This window comes from Amycolatopsis sp. NPDC031561, from assembly GCF_055580625.1.
Genome location: NZ_JBVILA010000044.1, coordinates 1 through 15,676, shown reverse-complemented (window position 1 = coordinate 15,676; position 15,676 = coordinate 1). Strand labels below are relative to the sequence as shown.

At 66.2% G+C, this 15,676-nt stretch carries 17 protein-coding genes, 1 tRNA gene and 1 other RNA gene; 13 read left to right on the top strand and 6 right to left on the bottom strand.

Annotated features, from left to right (window positions below; translation table 11 throughout):
• Positions 1–360: 360 nt before the first annotated feature.
• Entirely contained in the window at positions 361–1,818 is a 1,458-nt protein-coding gene (locus ACZ5IK_RS43530) for an FAD-dependent monooxygenase (protein WP_465493085.1), read from the bottom strand.
• 93 nt (positions 1,819–1,911) lie between these two features.
• Here ACZ5IK_RS43530 and ACZ5IK_RS43525 point away from each other — a divergent pair, with 93 nt between their 5' ends.
• From ACZ5IK_RS43525 to ACZ5IK_RS43490, 8 genes are all read left to right on the top strand, one after another.
• Positions 1,912–2,505 carry a TetR family transcriptional regulator gene (locus ACZ5IK_RS43525; protein ID WP_465493084.1) on the top strand — a complete coding sequence of 198 codons (594 nt, stop codon included), beginning with the start codon at positions 1,912–1,914 and terminating at the stop codon, positions 2,503–2,505.
• A gap of 83 nt (positions 2,506–2,588) precedes the next feature.
• Positions 2,589–2,662: transfer RNA gene (locus ACZ5IK_RS43520), tRNA-Met, on the top strand.
• A 279-nt stretch (positions 2,663–2,941) separates the two neighbouring features.
• Positions 2,942–3,442, top strand: coding sequence for a PadR family transcriptional regulator (locus ACZ5IK_RS43515; protein WP_101612634.1), 501 nt, complete (start codon positions 2,942–2,944; stop codon positions 3,440–3,442).
• 66 nt (positions 3,443–3,508) lie between these two features.
• Entirely contained in the window at positions 3,509–4,612 is a 1,104-nt protein-coding gene (gene prfB, locus ACZ5IK_RS43510) for a peptide chain release factor 2 (RefSeq protein WP_465493083.1), read from the top strand.
• A gap of 135 nt (positions 4,613–4,747) precedes the next feature.
• Complete coding sequence (gene ftsE / locus ACZ5IK_RS43505) at positions 4,748–5,437, top strand: cell division ATP-binding protein FtsE (protein ID WP_005168409.1); 690 nt, start codon at positions 4,748–4,750, stop codon at positions 5,435–5,437.
• A 51-nt stretch (positions 5,438–5,488) separates the two neighbouring features.
• On the top strand, positions 5,489–6,382 hold the full coding sequence (gene ftsX / locus ACZ5IK_RS43500) for a permease-like cell division protein FtsX (RefSeq protein ID WP_465493082.1): 894 nt from the start codon (positions 5,489–5,491) through the stop codon (positions 6,380–6,382).
• Positions 6,383–6,434: 52 nt separating this feature from the next.
• Entirely contained in the window at positions 6,435–6,917 is a 483-nt protein-coding gene (gene smpB, locus ACZ5IK_RS43495; protein WP_101612637.1) for an SsrA-binding protein SmpB, read from the top strand.
• Positions 6,914–7,810 (top strand): amidohydrolase family protein, encoded by an 897-nt coding sequence (locus tag ACZ5IK_RS43490; RefSeq protein ID WP_465493081.1) that lies wholly within the window; start codon positions 6,914–6,916, stop codon positions 7,808–7,810. Before smpB ends, ACZ5IK_RS43490 begins: the two co-directional genes overlap by 4 nt.
• Here ACZ5IK_RS43490 and ACZ5IK_RS43485 read toward each other — a convergent pair.
• The 5 genes from ACZ5IK_RS43485 to ACZ5IK_RS43465 all read right to left on the bottom strand — a co-directional run bounded on the left by ACZ5IK_RS43485 (position 7,800) and on the right by ACZ5IK_RS43465 (position 12,079).
• Positions 7,800–9,125 (bottom strand): acyltransferase family protein, encoded by a 1,326-nt coding sequence (locus ACZ5IK_RS43485; protein ID WP_465493080.1) that lies wholly within the window; start codon positions 9,123–9,125, stop codon positions 7,800–7,802. The genes ACZ5IK_RS43490 and ACZ5IK_RS43485 overlap by 11 nt on opposite strands.
• A 93-nt stretch (positions 9,126–9,218) precedes the next feature.
• Entirely contained in the window at positions 9,219–9,470 is a 252-nt protein-coding gene (locus tag ACZ5IK_RS43480) for a hypothetical protein (protein ID WP_101612640.1), read from the bottom strand.
• Between the two features lie 81 nt (positions 9,471–9,551).
• Positions 9,552–10,193 carry a response regulator transcription factor gene (locus ACZ5IK_RS43475; protein WP_101612641.1) on the bottom strand — a complete coding sequence of 214 codons (642 nt, stop codon included), beginning with the start codon at positions 10,191–10,193 and terminating at the stop codon, positions 9,552–9,554.
• A 54-nt stretch (positions 10,194–10,247) separates the two neighbouring features.
• Entirely contained in the window at positions 10,248–11,387 is a 1,140-nt protein-coding gene (locus tag ACZ5IK_RS43470; protein WP_465493079.1) for a sensor histidine kinase, read from the bottom strand.
• Entirely contained in the window at positions 11,384–12,079 is a 696-nt protein-coding gene (locus ACZ5IK_RS43465; protein WP_465493078.1) for a sensor domain-containing protein, read from the bottom strand. The genes ACZ5IK_RS43470 and ACZ5IK_RS43465 overlap by 4 nt, the downstream gene beginning before the upstream one ends.
• Before the next feature lie 156 nt (positions 12,080–12,235).
• Between ACZ5IK_RS43465 and ssrA the strand changes: the two genes are divergently transcribed.
• The 5 genes from ssrA (at position 12,236) to ACZ5IK_RS43440 (ending at position 15,367) form a co-directional block, all read left to right on the top strand.
• Positions 12,236–12,608: a transfer-messenger RNA gene (ssrA, locus tag ACZ5IK_RS43460) on the top strand.
• 158 nt (positions 12,609–12,766) lie between these two features.
• Complete coding sequence (locus tag ACZ5IK_RS43455; protein ID WP_465493077.1) at positions 12,767–13,390, top strand: TetR/AcrR family transcriptional regulator; 624 nt, start codon at positions 12,767–12,769, stop codon at positions 13,388–13,390.
• A gap of 12 nt (positions 13,391–13,402) precedes the next feature.
• Entirely contained in the window at positions 13,403–13,537 is a 135-nt protein-coding gene (locus ACZ5IK_RS43450; protein WP_465493076.1) for a hypothetical protein, read from the top strand.
• Positions 13,538–13,966, top strand: a complete 429-nt coding sequence (locus ACZ5IK_RS43445) for an SRPBCC family protein (protein ID WP_465493099.1) — start codon at positions 13,538–13,540, stop codon at positions 13,964–13,966.
• Between the two features lie 312 nt (positions 13,967–14,278).
• Entirely contained in the window at positions 14,279–15,367 is a 1,089-nt protein-coding gene (locus ACZ5IK_RS43440) for an HNH endonuclease signature motif containing protein (protein ID WP_465493075.1), read from the top strand.
• Positions 15,368–15,676 lie beyond the last annotated feature (309 nt).

The window sequence follows — 15,676 nt, the reverse complement described above, 5'->3', positions numbered from 1 at the left end:
CTGGTTCGTGCTCTACGGAGGCCAACAAACGAAGGGCGAGGTCTGACCCTTTTCCCCCAGAGGGGGGGGGGGGGGGCGGGGGCCAAAAAAAACCCCCCCCCCACGCCTCTTTCGCATTTCTACGGGGGTCGAACCCCCGGACCCCCGCCAGGGAGGGCTTCGCCCCCCCCCGGACCCCCGCCAGGGAGGGCTTCGCCCCCCCCGGACCCCCGCCAGGGAGGGCTTCGCCCCCCTGGACCCCCAAAGTGGTCGGTTGCGCAGGTGCCGGAGCTGGGCCGGGATAGCAGGGGACCTTTGGTGTCGCGGGGGAGCAGGGGACCTTTGGTATCGCCGGTCGGCGGGGGTAGCGGGGGACCTTTGCTATCGCGTGGGGGTTGGGGTGGGGGCGGTCCAGCAGGCGTAGCCGTCGGGGCGGTACAGGACCGCTTCGGTAGAGGGCCAGGGGAGCTCTGTGACGAGCTGGGTCGTCAGCCGCGTGGAGTGGGCGCGGGCGGGCTCGATGTGGTCCTGAGTGGTCGTCAGAAGCACGAACTCGCCCTTGTGAAAGAGCGAGCTGGGGCGAAGCGGGCCGGTCGCGGTGGCGACGTCCTGGTCGGTCAGTCGCGAGCCGAGCGCCGGATGCGACGTCCCATAGGTCGGGTAGCGGATCCCGAGACCGGAGACCATGCCCGCCAGGTACCGGTTCACCTCGGGCAGCTCGACCAGATCAGTGAAGAAGGCGCGAAGCGCACGCGTCTCGTGAGACCGCGGAGTCAGTCCTAACTGCGCGGCGACGTTATGGAGCACCTGAGCGCCGACAGGGTGCCGTTCGGCTTCGTACGTGTCGAGCAACTCGTCACCGGCCCAGCCGCGCACCGTCGCGGCGAGCTTCCAGCCCAGGTTCATCGCGTCCTGCACGCCCAGGTTCAACCCCTGACCACCCGCGGGGAAATGGATATGCGCGGCATCGCCCGCCAGCAGGACCCGCCCGGCGCGATAGTGCGCCGCCTGCCGTGCCGCGTCGGAAAATCGTGACGCCCACCGGATTTCCGCCACCGTCGAGGAGGCGCCGTACGAGTCGAGCACCGCCTGCCGGACCTCGTCGTGCGAGACGGTGGACCGCATGTCCGCAGGCCGCGAGGCCCTGTCGCCGTACGTGAAGCGGTAAAGACCCGGTTCTCCCAACGGAATCAGGCCTTTGAACGTCGTTTCGCCGGTCGGCTCACCGATGTTCCGCATCGTTCGCCACTGTTTTTGCGCACCGTCAGGCACTTTGTCGAACAGGACATCCGCGACCACGCCGAAACCTTCACCGTCCACACCGGGAAAGTCCACGTCGAGTCCTTTGCGTACAACGCTTCGAGATCCATCGCAGCCGACGAGGAACTTCGCGCGCAGCAGGTTCTCGCCACCGTCTGTTCGGTACCGGACAGTCACAGAGTCCTTGTCCTGCACGAAACCGACTACTTCGCTGTCGCGCAGCACCTTCGTTCCTTGTGCGGCAAGCCGTTCCTCGAGGTGCTCCTCGATCTCCGCCTGCGGAATCCCCAGCTGATACGGGAATCGCGTACCCCAGCCGTCGTAGCCGACGGGGATCATCGCGAAGTGCCCGTCACCGACAGTGGCGTACGAACGGTCTTCGGCGCCGTCCAGAAGTCCCCGTAGTTCCAGCATTTCCGCAGTACGCGGCTGCAGGTTCAGCGCTTTCGACAGGCCGGTCCGCCGTGGATCCCGTTCCAGTGCCACCACATCGACGCCGGCGAGCGCGAGTTCGTTGGCGAGCATCAGCCCGGTCGGCCCCGCTCCGGCCACGATCACGTCGGTCCCCAGGTTGTTCATACCACTCCTTAACGACGTTAAATTGACCTGTGCCCAGCGTGCCTTTAACATCGTTAAGTTGTCAAGGTGGCACAGTGGGAAGAGGGTTCAAAAGTGGGTCTGACCAGGCAGGACATCGTCCGCGCCGGGCTGCGGCTGCTCAACGAAGTCGGGCTCAACGGGCTCACGCTGCGCCTGATCGCGCAGGAACTGGGGGTCAAGGCGCCGGCGCTCTACTGGCATGTGAAGAACAAGCAGGAGCTGCTCGACGAGATGGCGACGCTGATGTACGCCGACGCCATGCCCGGTCGCACGCCGGGAGTCGTGGGAGAGCGGGAGTCTCTCGAGTTGGCGTCGCGGCAGATGCGCCGGATGATGCTCGCTTACCGTGACGGCGCGAAGGTCTTCTCCGGAACATTCCTGACCGACGACACCCTGCTCACCGACAATCCGTTGCAGCCTCGTGTCGACGCGGGACTGAAGCAGTACCTGGTCGGACGAGCGTTGTTCACCGTCTACAGCTACGTCATCGGCTTCACCATCGAAGAGCAGGCCGTTTACCCGGTGCCGGGCGAGCGGGACCCGCGTTATGACACGACGTCCACGGTCTGGGTCTTCGACGAGGACGTCGAGGGCAGGTTCGACGACGGGCTGACGATGGTGCTCGACGGCGTCTTCGCTTGGCTGGATGACAAAGTTTCGCCATAAAGGCAGGTCAAAGGCCCTTCGGAAAGTTAAGGGTACCCCCCTGAAACCCGGTTTCGCCCCCATGTAATCTATTAACACAACGACGCGGGGTGGAGCAGCTCGGTAGCTCGCTGGGCTCATAACCCAGAGGTCGCAGGTTCAAATCCTGTCCCCGCTACAGAGAAAACGAGGCGCGGGTCTGCGGAAATCGCAGACCCGCGCCTCTTTGTTTTCCGGTTTCGTGGCGCGTGTGCCCTCCGGGTCGATCACCCGCCGTCGTTGGTCGGGGCGGGGGACGCGTACCGCTGTCCGTGGCGAAGGCCGGTTGCGCAGCGTGTCCGGTCCATTGTGGACAGGCGTAGTGCGTTGGGCCGAATGAGCGCATATCACTAGCCACAATGGACAGATGTGCTGACCACAGTGGACACAGGTTCCGAAAAGTGGGACCGTAGAGTACGTGTCCGAATTGAATGCAACAGCCGCCGCACTGCTCGGTCTTCTCCACGACGGTCCCGCCACGGGCGGGCAACTGGTCGCGGGGGCGGGTGAGCGTTTCGGCGCCTTCTTCAGCGTGACCCGCAGCCAGGTGTACCGGGAGCTCCCCGCCTTGTCGAAGGAGGGCCTCGTCCGCCTCGGCAAGCAGGGCCCGCGGTCGAGCCAGCAGTACCTCATCACCGCGGCGGGCAAGAAGGCGTTCAAGACGTGGCTGTCCTCCGAAGCCGGTCCTGACCACCTCCGCAGCCCGCTGATCCTGCGTCTCGTGCACGCCGGTTCGCTGACGGTGAAGCAGCGCTCGACGCTGCTCGAGTCAGCGCGTACCAGCTACACCCAGCAGCTCGACGAAGCCAAGGCCGCCACCAAGAGCGCCGACGGTCCCTACGCCAAGGCAGTCGCCGAGTTCGCACAGGCGCAGGCGAAAGCGGCACTGAAACTGCTGGATTCCATCCCCCAGTCCTGACCCGGACAGGTACCCGCGGCCGGTTCCCCGCAACCGGCCGTGGGTTTTGCCGTAACCTTGTCCGACGTGAGTGATGAGTTCGATGCGGCCCTGAAGGACCTGACCGGCAAGCTGACGCAGATCGAGTCGGTGATGGACCTGGACGCGCTGCGTGCCCAGGTGGCCGAGCTGGAGGAACAGGCGTCCAGCCCGAACCTCTGGGACGACCCCGAAGCGGCGCAGAAGGTCACCAGCCAGTTGTCCCACCGGCAGAGTGAGCTGCGACGCATTTCCGAGCTGCGGCAGCGGCTCGACGACCTGGGCGTCCTCTATGAACTGGCCGAGGCCGAGGGCGACTCCGCCAGCGTGACCGAGTCCGAGTCCGAGCTCACGGCGCTCACCAAGGACATCGACGGCCTCGAGGTCCGCACGCTGCTGTCGGGTGAATACGACCAGCGGAACGCCGTGATCACCATCCGGTCCGAAGCGGGTGGAGTGGACGCGGCCGACTGGGCCGAGATGCTGCTCCGGATGTACCTGCGCTGGGCGGAGCGGCACCACTACCCGACGGACGTCTACGACATCTCCTACGCCGAAGAAGCGGGCATCAAGTCCGCCACGTTCAAGGTGACCGCGCCTTACGTCTACGGCACGCTCTCGGTCGAGCAGGGCACGCACCGGCTGGTGCGCATCTCGCCGTTCGACAACCAGAGCCGTCGCCAGACCTCCTTCGCGCACGTCGAGGTGATGCCCGAGGTCGAGGAGGTCGACCACGTCGACATCCCCGAGAAGGACATCCGCGTCGACGTGTACCGCTCGTCCGGCCCCGGTGGCCAGAGCGTCAACACGACGGACTCGGCGGTGCGCATCACGCACATCCCGACCGGTGTGGTCGTTTCGTGTCAGAACGAAAAGTCGCAGCTGCAGAACAAGGCGGCCGCGATGAAGGTTCTCCAGGCGCGGCTGCTGCAGCGGAAGAAGGAGGAGGAGCGCGCCGAGATGGACGCGCTCAAGGACGGCGGCTCCAGCTGGGGCAACCAGATGCGCTCCTACGTGCTGCACCCGTATCAGATGGTCAAGGACCTGCGGACCGAGTTCGAGGTCGGCAACCCGTCGTCCGTTCTCGACGGTGAGATCGACGGTTTCCTGGAGGCGGGCATCCGCTGGCGCAAGCAGTCCGGAGCCGCGTAACAACCCTGCGTGAGAGAGCAAGGGACCTTTGCTGTCACTTTCCGGAAGAGAGTGACAGCAAAGGTCCCTTGCTCGCTTGGCCGCCGGGACCGGGCTACCCGGGCTTAACGACCGGCATGGGTAGTATGCCGAACCGTGATCCGGCTCGAAGAGGTTTCCAAGGTCTACAAGACCTCGACCCGTCCCGCCCTCGAAAGGGTGTCGGTCGAGATCGACAAAGGTGAGTTCGTCTTCCTGATCGGTCCCTCGGGGTCCGGGAAGTCGACCTTCCTGCGTCTCCTGCTGCGCGAAGAGGTGCCGAGCAAGGGTCGCGTGATGGTCTCCAACTTCGACGTCGCCAAGCTCGCCCGTCGCCGGGTGCCGCGTCTGCGGCAGACCATCGGCTGCGTCTTCCAGGACTTCCGACTGCTGTCGAACAAGACCGTCGCCGAGAACGTCGCCTTCGCGCTCGAAGTCATCGGCAAGCCGCGCCCCACGATCCGCAAGGTCGTGCCCGAGGTCCTCGAACTCGTCGGCCTCGACGGCAAGGCCGACCGCCTCCCCAACGAACTCTCCGGTGGTGAGCAGCAGCGTGTCGCGATTGCCCGTGCGTTCGTGAACCGCCCGCTCGTGCTGCTCGCCGACGAACCGACCGGGAACCTGGATCCCGACACCAGCCAGGACATCATGTTGCTGCTGGAGCGGATCAACCGCACCGGCACGACGGTGCTGATGGCCACCCACGACCATTCGATCGTGGACTCGATGCGGCGAAGGGTCGTCGAGCTTCAGCTTGGCAAGGTCATCCGTGACGACGCCCGAGGCGTCTACGGCATCGGCCGCTGACCGGCCCCGCCCTCCTCCGTAACCCACGACTTCCAAGGGACATCAACCCCGATGCGCGCCAGTTTCGTCTTCAGCGAGGTAGTCACCGGCTTGCGCCGGAACGTCACGATGACCATCGCGATGATCCTCACCACCGCGGTCTCCCTCGCCATGCTCGGCTTCGGTCTGCTGGCCGTCGGAACGATCGACAAGATGAAGGCCAACTTCCTCGCCGACGTCGAGGTTTCGGTCTATCTGGTCAACGACATCAGCTCGGGTGACCCGAACTGCTCGCAGTCCGCCTGCCAGTCGCTGCGTCAGGACCTCCAGGGCAACGACGGCGTCGAGTCGGTCGTGTTCGAGAACCGCGAGCAGTCCTACGAGCGGTTCAAGAAGATGTTCGAGAGCCAGCCGGAACTGCTCGCGCTGACCGGGCCGGAGGCGCTGCCCGCGTCCCTGCACGTGAAGCTGAAGAACCCCGAGCGCAGCCAGGCGATCATCCAGGAGTACACCGGCAAACCCGGCGTCAGCAAGGTCGACGACCAGCAGAAAGCACTGGACCGCGTGTTCAACGCGCTCAACGGTGTGCGGAACCTGGCCTTCGGTGCCGCGCTGATCATGGCGATCGCCGCGCTGATGCTGATCGCCAACACGATCCAGGTGTCGGCGTTCACCCGGCGTACCGAGGTCGGCATCATGCGCCTGGTCGGCGCGACCCGGTGGTACACGCAGCTGCCGTTCCTCCTGGAGGCGGTGGTCGCCGGCCTTGTCGGTGCGGTCATCGGCATCGTCTTCCTCGTGCTCACCAAGGTGCTGTTGCTCGACTTGGTGCTCACGGGTGACGTGTTCCCCGCGGTCGGCATGCTCGAATTGCTGTTCCCGGTGGCGCCGATCCTGCTCGCCGTCTCGGTCATCATTTCGGCCATCACCGGCTACGTGACGCTGCGCCTGTACGTGCGCCACTGACCTGCCCGATAACCACCTGCCCGAACACAGAAACTCACGTAGAGTCGCCGCTATGCCCAAGGAACGTGGACACAAGGTGATCGTGTCGAACCGCAAGGCTCGCCACGATTACTCCATCCTCGATACCTACGAAGCCGGTCTCGTGCTCGTCGGTACCGAGGTGAAGAGCCTGCGTGAAGGACGGGCATCACTGGCCGACGCGTTCGCCACGGTGGACGACGGCGAAGTCTGGCTGCGCAACGTGCACATCCCGGAGTACGTGCAGGGCACCTGGACGAACCACACGCCGCGGCGCACCCGGAAACTGCTGCTGCACCGCCAGGAGATCGAGCGGCTCATCGGCAAGACCAAAGAGAGCGGGCTTTCCCTGGTCCCGCTGTCGATGTACTTCAAGGACGGCAAGGTCAAGGTCGAGATCGCGCTGGCCAAGGGCAAGAAGTCCTACGACAAGCGCCAGGACATCTCGAAGCGTGACGCGGACCGCACCATCAGCCGGGCCTTGGGCCGGGCGCTGAAGGGCCGGTACAACGATTGATCCACGGACCCGCCTCGGACGCCGAGATCCCCGGGTGGATCTCGGCGCTGGGCATCGACGGGCTCGTGGACCTTCACCTGCACTTCCTGCCGAAGCCGGTGATGGACAAGGTGTGGGCCTACTTCGACCAGGCCGAGGAGCACTACGGCATGGCCTGGCCGGTGCACTACCGCACGTCGGAAGAAGAGCGGATCGCCACGCTGCGCTCGCTCGGCGTGCGCAAGTTCGCGCCGCTGGTCTATCCGCACAAGCCGGGGATGGCCGAATGGCTGACGTCCTGGGCGCTGGAGTTCGCCGAACGCGTCCCGGACGCCGTGCCGACGGGCACCTTCTACCCGGAGCCGTCGGCGTTGTCCGTTGTGGACGGTGCGCTGCGCGCGGGTGCCCGCTGTTTCAAGGCACACGTCCAGGTCGGTGCCTACGACCCGCGTGACGAGCTGCTGGACGGCGTCTGGGGCGCACTGGCGGACGCGGGCGTCCCGGTGGTCGTCCACTGTGGACACGGACCGTTGAAGGGTGCCTACACCGGGCTACGACTGTTCGAAGAGATCCTCGTGCGGCATCCCGGCCTGACGCTGGTACTCGCGCACGCCGGCATGCCGGAGATCGACTTCGCGTTCGAGCTGGCGCGGAAGTATCCGCGCGTGTACCTCGACACCACGATGGTCGGGGTGGAGTTCACCGAGCGCGGCAACCCGCTCCCGCCGGACTGGACGGACCTGCTGGCGGAGTTCCCGGATCGGGTCGTCCTCGGCACCGACTTCCCCAACATCCCGTACTCCTACGCGACACAGCTGCAGGCGATCGCCGGCTGGGCCGCCGACGATCGCCTGGGTGAGCCGTTCCTGCGAGCGGTGCTGCACGACACCCCCGCGAAACTGCTCAGCGTTTGAGCTGTGCCACCTCGGTGACGGCCACCGCGCGGCCGAGCAGTCGCGTCCCCAGGTCCGAGACCGGGATCTGCTTGCCGGCCAAAAGGAATCCGCCCGTCGCCAGCGCGACCCACGGCACCGGGCCCTGAGCGAGACCGTCGCTCAGCGGCGCGAAACCGTGCGCGGCCAGTCCGAGCAGGCCACCGGCGATCGCCAGTCCGGCCACGACGAGCTGAGGCGTCTGAGCTGTCGAGGCCGGGCCGGAGCTCTGCGTTTCGAAGCGGGCGAAGAGCCGCAGGAGACCGAGGAGCACCAGCCCGCAGGCACCGAGCCAGGCCGGGACCATCGTCAGCCACAGCACGGAACCCGGTTCGGGGGTCTCGTAACCCAGGCCGTAGACCGCGACGCCGGAGACGACGATCAGGGCGGGCATGTGCCACAGGTAGACGCTCATGAACCGCGGGCCGATCCACTTCAGGGCGGCGTCGAGGTTCGGGCGGGCGGCCAAGGCGTTCAGCTGCGGTTTGAAGGCCAGCAAGAGCCCGATCTGGCCGATCGCGAGGAAGGCCAGCAGCACCGTCGGCGGGCTCATGTTCGACACCGGGGCGCCCGGCATGCCGATCATGCTCGCGGGGTACGGGCCGAAGGCGACCATCAGCGCGGTGATGCCGAAACCGGCGGCGGACATGCCCAGCGCGGCGTTGCGGCTCAGTGCGCCGAGACGGCCCTGGGTGTAGTGGAAACCGAGCTGGTGCACGGCCATCCAGACGAAGACGGCGTTCGCGAAACCGATCAGGCCGAGGTCGTTGAAGCGGGCGACGTCGACGAGGACGGCGGCGGCGAGCATCACGAGCGGGACCTTGAGGCCCCAGCGGCGATGTGCCGCGGCCAGCATCGGGGTGAGCAGCACGGTGAGCACGTACACGGCAAGGAACCACAGCAGCTGCGCGGCGATCGCCCCGCCGACCTGAAGCGGCTGCTCCGGGATCCCCATGCCCCGCAGGATGTCCGGGACGAAGAGCCAGACGGCCACGAGCGGCAGCACCGGGATCATCAGCCGCTTGAGGCGGGCCGCGAGCCAGGAGCGGGAACTTTCCGCGCGCCCCAAGGAGATCAGGTTCGCCGCGCCACCGGCGAAGAACACGAGCGGCATGACCTGGGACAGCCACGTGATGACCCACCAGCCGGGCGTCGCGAGCGCGTTCCCGGTGGCGAGGTGGCCGTCGGCGTAGGAGAGCACCGGCATGCCCCAGTGCTGGACGACGACCGCGAGGATCGCGACCGCTCGGACGATGTCCAGGAACCTGTCCCGGCCCTGTTTCTGGCTCGTGTGCATGGAAATGAGCCTGGTGCTTCGGGGCCGCGAAAACAGCGGGGTGGGCCGCCGTATCGATCTTCCGGTTTTCGCCCTTCGAAGGTGGAGTTTTCCCTACCCCACACCGTCCGATTCGGGCTCCGGCCGTGGCGCGGGCTCCGGAACCGGGGCGGAACACAGCCGGAACTCCCAGCAGTCGTCCTCGGCGCGGCCGAGTTCGTACCGGGTTTCGATCTTGGGCCCGTCGTGCAGATGGACGTGTTTGAGGACGGTGCCCGCGACCGGCTCGGTGTCACCGAGTTCCTGGACACGTCCGTCGAGGGGCCCGCCGAAGAAGCGGGCACTGTGGGAGGGCCTGTCGGTCATGGGTCCTCCTCGGTTCGGCTCGTCACTCACCAACAGTCTGCCCATGTTAGGTGAGTGACGGCTTCGCCACCAAGAGCTACTTCAGCGTCCTAAGTAAGTGAGGACCGCGCGGACGCGGCGATGTTCTTCGGAGCTGGCTTCGAGGCCGAGCTTCGAGAAGATGTTGCCGATGTGCTTCTCGACGGCGCCGTGCGAGACGACGAGCGAGTTCGCGATGGCGTTGTTGGACAGGCCCTGCGCCATCAGCCCCAGCACCTCGGATTCGCGTGCGGTGAGCGCGTCGAGGGGGTTCTTGCGGCCTCGCGCCATCAGTTGCGCGATGACGTCCGGGTCGATGGCCGTGCCGCCGCCGGCGACGCGCTTGACCGCGTCGAGGAAATCGCCGACGTCGGCGACGCGTTCCTTGAGCAGGTAACCGACTCCGCCCGCGCCGCCGGACAGGAGTTCGACGGCGTAGCTCTCTTCGACGTACTGCGACAGCACCAGAACGGGCAGCCCGGGGATCGCCTCACGGGCGCCCAGCGCCGCACGGAGGCCCTCGTCGGTGAAGGTGGGCGGCATCCGTACGTCGACGATCGCGAGATCCGGCCGGTGCTCCTTGACCGCGCCCAGCAGATCGTCGCCGTTGTCCACGGCCGCGACGGTCTCGATCTTCTCGTCGGCGAGCAGCCGGATCACCCCCTCGCGCAACAGAACCGCGTCCTCGGCGATGACAACCCGCATCCTGCCCCCAGCGTCGTGAGTGAATGGCGCAGAGCCTATTCACTCACGAGCGGGTCACCATTGACACGGCAGGTCCGCGCGAATCACCGTCGGACCACCGGGCGGGCTGACGACGGTGATGACGCCGTCGATCGTGGCCGCCCGGTCGGCGAGACCGGCGAGACCGCCGCCGGGCCGGACCTCGGCGCCGCCGTGGCCGTTGTCGGTGATCTCGACGATCACCATCGAGTCGGAGCGCCACACCTTGACGCCTGCTTCGGTCGCTCCGGCGTGCTTCGCGATGTTCGTCAGCGTCTCGCCGACGATGAAGTACGCCGTCGTCTCGACCGCGGCGGGCGGCCGCGGCTCGACGTCGACCTGGACGTCGACGTGGATCGGGGACTTGGCGGCCTGCGCGGACAGCGCCGCGTCGAGGCCCCGGTCGCCGAGGACGGCGGGGTAGATGCCCCGGGCGAGGTCGCGCAGTTCCGACACCGCGAGCTTGGCGTCGAGGTGCGCTTCGTCGATCAGATCGCGGACGGCGTCCGGATCGTTGTCGAACTTCGACTTCGCGCGGCCGAGGCTCATCGCGACGGCGACCAGGCGCTGCTGCGCGCCGTCGTGCAGGTCACGCTCGATGCGGCGGCGTTCGGCCTCGGCGGCGTCGACGCCACGAGCCCGCGACGCCTGCAGCCGCTCGGCCTTCTGCTCCAGCCGCTGGGTGCGGTTCGGGCCCAGGAAGCTGAACGCCAGGTTGCCGTGCAGCCAGCCGATCCACGGCGTCACCCAGATCGCCATCGGCAGCAGCACGATGGACGCCAGCGCGATGGGGAGTTCCAGGCAGGCCAGCGGGAACGCCACCATCAAGTAGGCGAGGTCGCGCCAGGTCGTCGGGTCGGTCAGCCGGGTCAGCCAGCGCTTGACGAGCGAAAGGCCCTCCAACGGGAGGCGTTCGACCGGCTCCAGCGGGGTGCCGAGCATCTTCCGCGCCCAGCCGCGTTCGCGGTCGGCGGACCAGCGGATGAAGTTGGTCGTGGCCAGGAGGATCGGGAAGCCGATCCACACCGCCACCGTCGCGATGCCGACCGACAGGCCGACGATGATCAAGACGAACTGGAGCAGCCGCAGGACGAAGCTGACGATCATGTAGACGATCGACTTCAAGGGCCGCGGCCGCGGAATCTCGACATGCTTGATCTGCTGGTCGATCGTCATCCGTTCACCGTGCTCATCTTCGGAACCTCGCCCCATGAATCCTCCAGACGGCGGCGCTGGGCGTGAGTGGGCCCGAGCAGCGCCGTCGCCAGCCGGGCGTGCATCCCGGCCAGCGCCTTCGTCAACGCTACCGAGAGCGCGATGCACAGCACGCCGAGAGCGGCCCAAGGCAAGGCCGAGACCGTCGAGTCGACGGTGAACCACGGAACGTCCCAGTTCGGGAAGCGGTACGCGCCGCCCGGCAGGAACCGGTAGTAGATCGGCAGGCCCGCGAGACCGAGACTGGTCGACCAGAACGCCGTGACCAGGACGAACTCGACGATTCCGAGCGGGAAGAGCAGGAAGAAGTAGCTGAGGTCGCGCCAGGTCGAGCCGTCCTTCAACCGCGCCTTCCACCGCACGGACTGGCCGGCGGCGGGCAACGGGAGGTACGGCAGGTCGATGTAGCGGTCGAGCAGCGCGTACACCCTGGCGCGTTCCATCCGGGCCGCCCCGCGGACCGACAGGATCACCAGCGCGAGGATGGGCAACCCGATCCAGACGATCGCCGTGCCGATGCCCGCCCAGATGAACGCCATCAGGAGCGCGAACGCGCACACGCCCATCGGCAGGTTCATCAGCAGGTAGGCCAGGGAGCCGCCGAACGACGGATCGGACCTGCTCAGCTCCCGCTCGGCCGCTAGCGAACTCATGGTCGTGCTCCTCTCCAGGGTCGATGGCACAAGCATCGTCCCCAGGAGGGACGGGCGACATGGTGCCCGCGGGCATCTCCCGGGTGGGGCTAGCCCCACCTGCGGGATTAACCCGGTTGCCGTCCGCGTTATGCTGTACAGGTTGTGTCCCATCAAGGGGGTGAACGGTTTCGACTTTGGACGTTGAATCAGGAGAAGCGTGCCGGTGCAGGCGAGAGACCACCGTAAGCGTCATCGCAAACCAATAAGCGCCGAGCCTAAGAGCCAGCGCGAGTTCGCTCTTGCTGCCTAAGCAGTAGAGTGACTCTGTCGGTCCGGGGTCGCCTCCGACCCGGTCACCGGCATCAGCTAGGAGGCTTACCGCCGGATCCGGCTACGGGGTTCGGTTGGGAATCAAACAGTGGCTGGGCTCGTCACTTCAGCTTGTTCGCGTGACTGAAGGGGCCAAGTAGAGACATAGCGGACTGCGCACGGAGAAGTCCTGGTGATACGCCAGAGGACCCGGGTTCAATTCCCGGCACCTCCACTGGTCGACGGAAGCGGCTCTGCCCCTCGGGGCGGGGCCGCTTTCTCTATGTGGGGCCTGTCGCGCTGGCGCGGCGCCAAATTTCGCTACGGCAGTTGCGTAATCACCCCAGGGTCCGCTGCGGTTTCAATTACGAAACAGTCGTATCGAAAAGGAGTGGGATGTCAGCCGAGGAGAAGCGCCGGGGGCGGCCGAGGGACGAGCAGGCCGATGGGCGGATTCTCGATGCCGCGCTGGAAGTGTTGCTGGAGAACGGATACGACCGGTTCTCCATCGACACGGTCGCCGCGAAGGCCGGCGTCGCCAAGACCACGCTCTACCGTCGTTGGCCGACCAAAGACCACGTGATCGTGGCCGTGGTGGCCAGGATGCAGGACGAGGTGTCGGTGACCGACACCGGCGATCTGCGCGCGGACCTGGTCGGCTACCTCACCGAGATCGCCGCCGGGCTGAACCGGATGCGCAAGGCCGCCAGGTCGAAGGAGGCGAGCGACCGGTCCGCCGGACTGGTCGCCGAGATCGCCGCGGCCGCCGCCCGGCATCCGGACATCGGCGCCGCTGTGGGGCAACTCTTCGCACGACGCAACACCCTGCCGATCGACCTCATTCGCCGGGCGTGTGAGCACGGCGACCTGCCGGAGGACGTCGATCCGGAGGTGCTGTTCGACCAGCTCGCCGGGGCGCTCTACTACCGGCTGCTGGTTACCGGAAACCCGATCGGCCCGGCCTACGTGCGCTCGTTGGTCGGCACCGCGCTCAGCGGAATCTCCCCAACCCACCCGTGAAAGGGCCGCGTCATGACCATCACGTCTTCGTCAAGGGTCCGGATCTCCCGCCGTCGCCGGATCGCGATCATCGGGGGGATCGTGCTCGCCTTGCTGGCCGGCTATGTCACCTGGAGCAACCTGCGCCCGGTCACCTTGACCACCTAGATCGAGATCGACGCCCCGGCGGACAAGGTGTGGCGAGTGCTCACCGATCTTCGCGACTATCCGGCGTGGAACCCGTTCGTCATCTCGGCGGAGGTGACCTCGGATGGCGGCACGCTCAAGGTGGGCGCCACTTTGTGCAATGTCATGCGGGACGCTAGCGGCGACACCACGTTCACCCCGACCGTGCTCGCGGTGACGCCGGAACGGGAACTGCGCTGGCTCGGGCGGGTCGAGCCCGGACTGATCTTCGACGGCGAGCACCGGTTCGAACCGCAGCCGCTCGACTCCGGCCGGACCCGGTTGGTGCAGAGCGAGCGGTTCACCGGTGCGCTGGTGCCGTTCATGGCGAGCAGCCTGCGGACTGACACGTGGTCGCAGTTCGAGGCGCTGAACGGGGCGCTGGCTCAGCGGGCGATCGCGCTCCCCTGAACGGCCAGGCCGACAAGGCTTGACAGGGGCTCGTTCGGGCGGGGAGGACGGCGACAGAAATGTCCATTGTGGACGTCAACAATGGGCATTTCTGATCCATGGTTCATCACTTTGCGAGTTTCTGGTCTTCCTTTGCGTTCTTAAGGCGCTTCGCTTTCCTCGGTCGCGCTACGCAAATTGTGCTAGCACAGGTGTTCGAAACGGCGTATCGTTGATCACGTGGCCAGCGAAAACAGTCCCCAGGGAGCGTGCACCGAGTGGTGGCGTGCTGATGCTGCGACGCTGCATGCCCGTAAGTAGGAAATAGAAGTCTTGAAACGCCGTTTGGATGCGGAGCAGAATGCGATTCTGACGGAGTTGAATTCGCGGGGGATCCGTGGGTGTACGGGGCATTCGACGTTGATGGGCTTGATCTTTCAGGACTTCAACGTGTCGGAGAAGGAAGCGTCGGCTCGCGCTGATCGGGCGCTGGCGTTGCATCCTGGTGTCGCCATCGGTGGCGATGTGGTGCCGCCGTTGGCTCCGTTGACCGCGGAGGCGGCCGCGGAGGGCGCGATCGGGGGCGGTCAGATTGACGCGATCGTCGGCGCTCTCGCCCAGATTCCCTCCTTCGTGCCTGAGGAGAAAGTGCGGGCCGGGGAGAAGATCCTGGTCGACCTCGCTCGGCGGGCTGGGCCGAAAGAGATCGTCGCAGCCGGACGTCGGATGCTGAACACGATGGACCCCGACGGTAAAGAGCCCCGCGACAAGGGCCCGAAAGACGCCCGTCCGGAGCTGCGGTTCATCAAGCATCGTGACGGCACGCTCGGGTTCGCGGGAACCCTGGATCTGGAAACCTATGCGCGGTTGAAGTCCGATCTCGATCCGCTGGCCAAGCCGCACAAGGCTGTCGACGGGGTCAGGGACTCCCGCGGCCAAGGCGAGCGTTATGGGGACGCGTTCGCCGACTATGTGCGGTTGAAGACCGCCAGCCCCGATCTCCCCGGTCAGGCTGGAGAGTCGACCCAGATCTTGGTGACCATGGCCTACGAGGATCTGATGAACGAGGTCGGCGACGGCGTCCTCGACTTGGTCGGCCCGATCTCCGCCACCGACGTGCGGATCCTGGCCTGCGATGCCCGGATCCGGCCCATTGTCCTCTCCGGTGCTGGGCAGCCCCTCGACATGGGGCGGTCCAGTCGCTCCGCCACCACCCCGCAGAAGCATGCTTTGAAGATCCGGGACGGTGGGTGCGCGTTTCCGGGCTGCGACATGCCGGTGCAGCGCTGCACCGCACATCACATCGTTTTCTGGCGACACCGTGGCGAAACGAAAATCGACAACCTCGTGCTCCTCTGCGCGAGACGCCGTGTGTCCCGAATGCGATTGAGAGGTTCTGATGTAGAAGCCAGAGTCGCTTGAGTGCAATGCTGTGCTGGAGATGAAGGTAGGTCCTTCGGCATCGTTCTGCAGGGGATGGTGTCAAACCGCCCTGTGCTGCTGCGGTGAATGAGTCGTGGTGGTGAGCGTCAGGGAAACGTCACACAATGAGGTGGCAGGTATGGTCCGAGAAGGCGAACGACAGTGAACCATCGACGACGTGTCGTAACGCATGAGATGACATCAAAACCAGGGACTGGTGTTTTCCCTGGGATCAGTCAGACGGGTGCCTGTGTATTGGTCTGGCGGTGTCCGGCATATAGGTGGCGCGAGCTCGGAACAGGCTTCAGC

Excerpts from the sequence above, each read along its gene's own strand:
- ACZ5IK_RS43530 (WP_465493085.1), bottom strand. The coding sequence starts at position 1,818 with ATGAACAACCTGGGGACCGACGTGATCGTGGCCGGAGCGGGGCCGACC.
- ftsX (WP_465493082.1), top strand. The coding sequence starts at position 5,489 with ATGCGCGCCAGTTTCGTCTTCAGCGAGGTAGTCACCGGCTTGCGCCGG.
- smpB (WP_101612637.1), top strand. The coding sequence starts at position 6,435 with ATGCCCAAGGAACGTGGACACAAGGTGATCGTGTCGAACCGCAAGGCT.
- ACZ5IK_RS43485 (WP_465493080.1), bottom strand. The coding sequence starts at position 9,125 with ATGCACACGAGCCAGAAACAGGGCCGGGACAGGTTCCTGGACATCGTC.
- ACZ5IK_RS43480 (WP_101612640.1), bottom strand. The coding sequence starts at position 9,470 with ATGACCGACAGGCCCTCCCACAGTGCCCGCTTCTTCGGCGGGCCCCTC.
- ACZ5IK_RS43475 (WP_101612641.1), bottom strand. The coding sequence starts at position 10,193 with ATGCGGGTTGTCATCGCCGAGGACGCGGTTCTGTTGCGCGAGGGGGTG.
- ACZ5IK_RS43470 (WP_465493079.1), bottom strand. The coding sequence starts at position 11,387 with ATGACGATCGACCAGCAGATCAAGCATGTCGAGATTCCGCGGCCGCGG.
- ACZ5IK_RS43465 (WP_465493078.1), bottom strand. The coding sequence starts at position 12,079 with ATGAGTTCGCTAGCGGCCGAGCGGGAGCTGAGCAGGTCCGATCCGTCG.
- ACZ5IK_RS43455 (WP_465493077.1), top strand. The coding sequence starts at position 12,767 with ATGTCAGCCGAGGAGAAGCGCCGGGGGCGGCCGAGGGACGAGCAGGCC.
- ACZ5IK_RS43450 (WP_465493076.1), top strand. The coding sequence starts at position 13,403 with ATGACCATCACGTCTTCGTCAAGGGTCCGGATCTCCCGCCGTCGCCGG.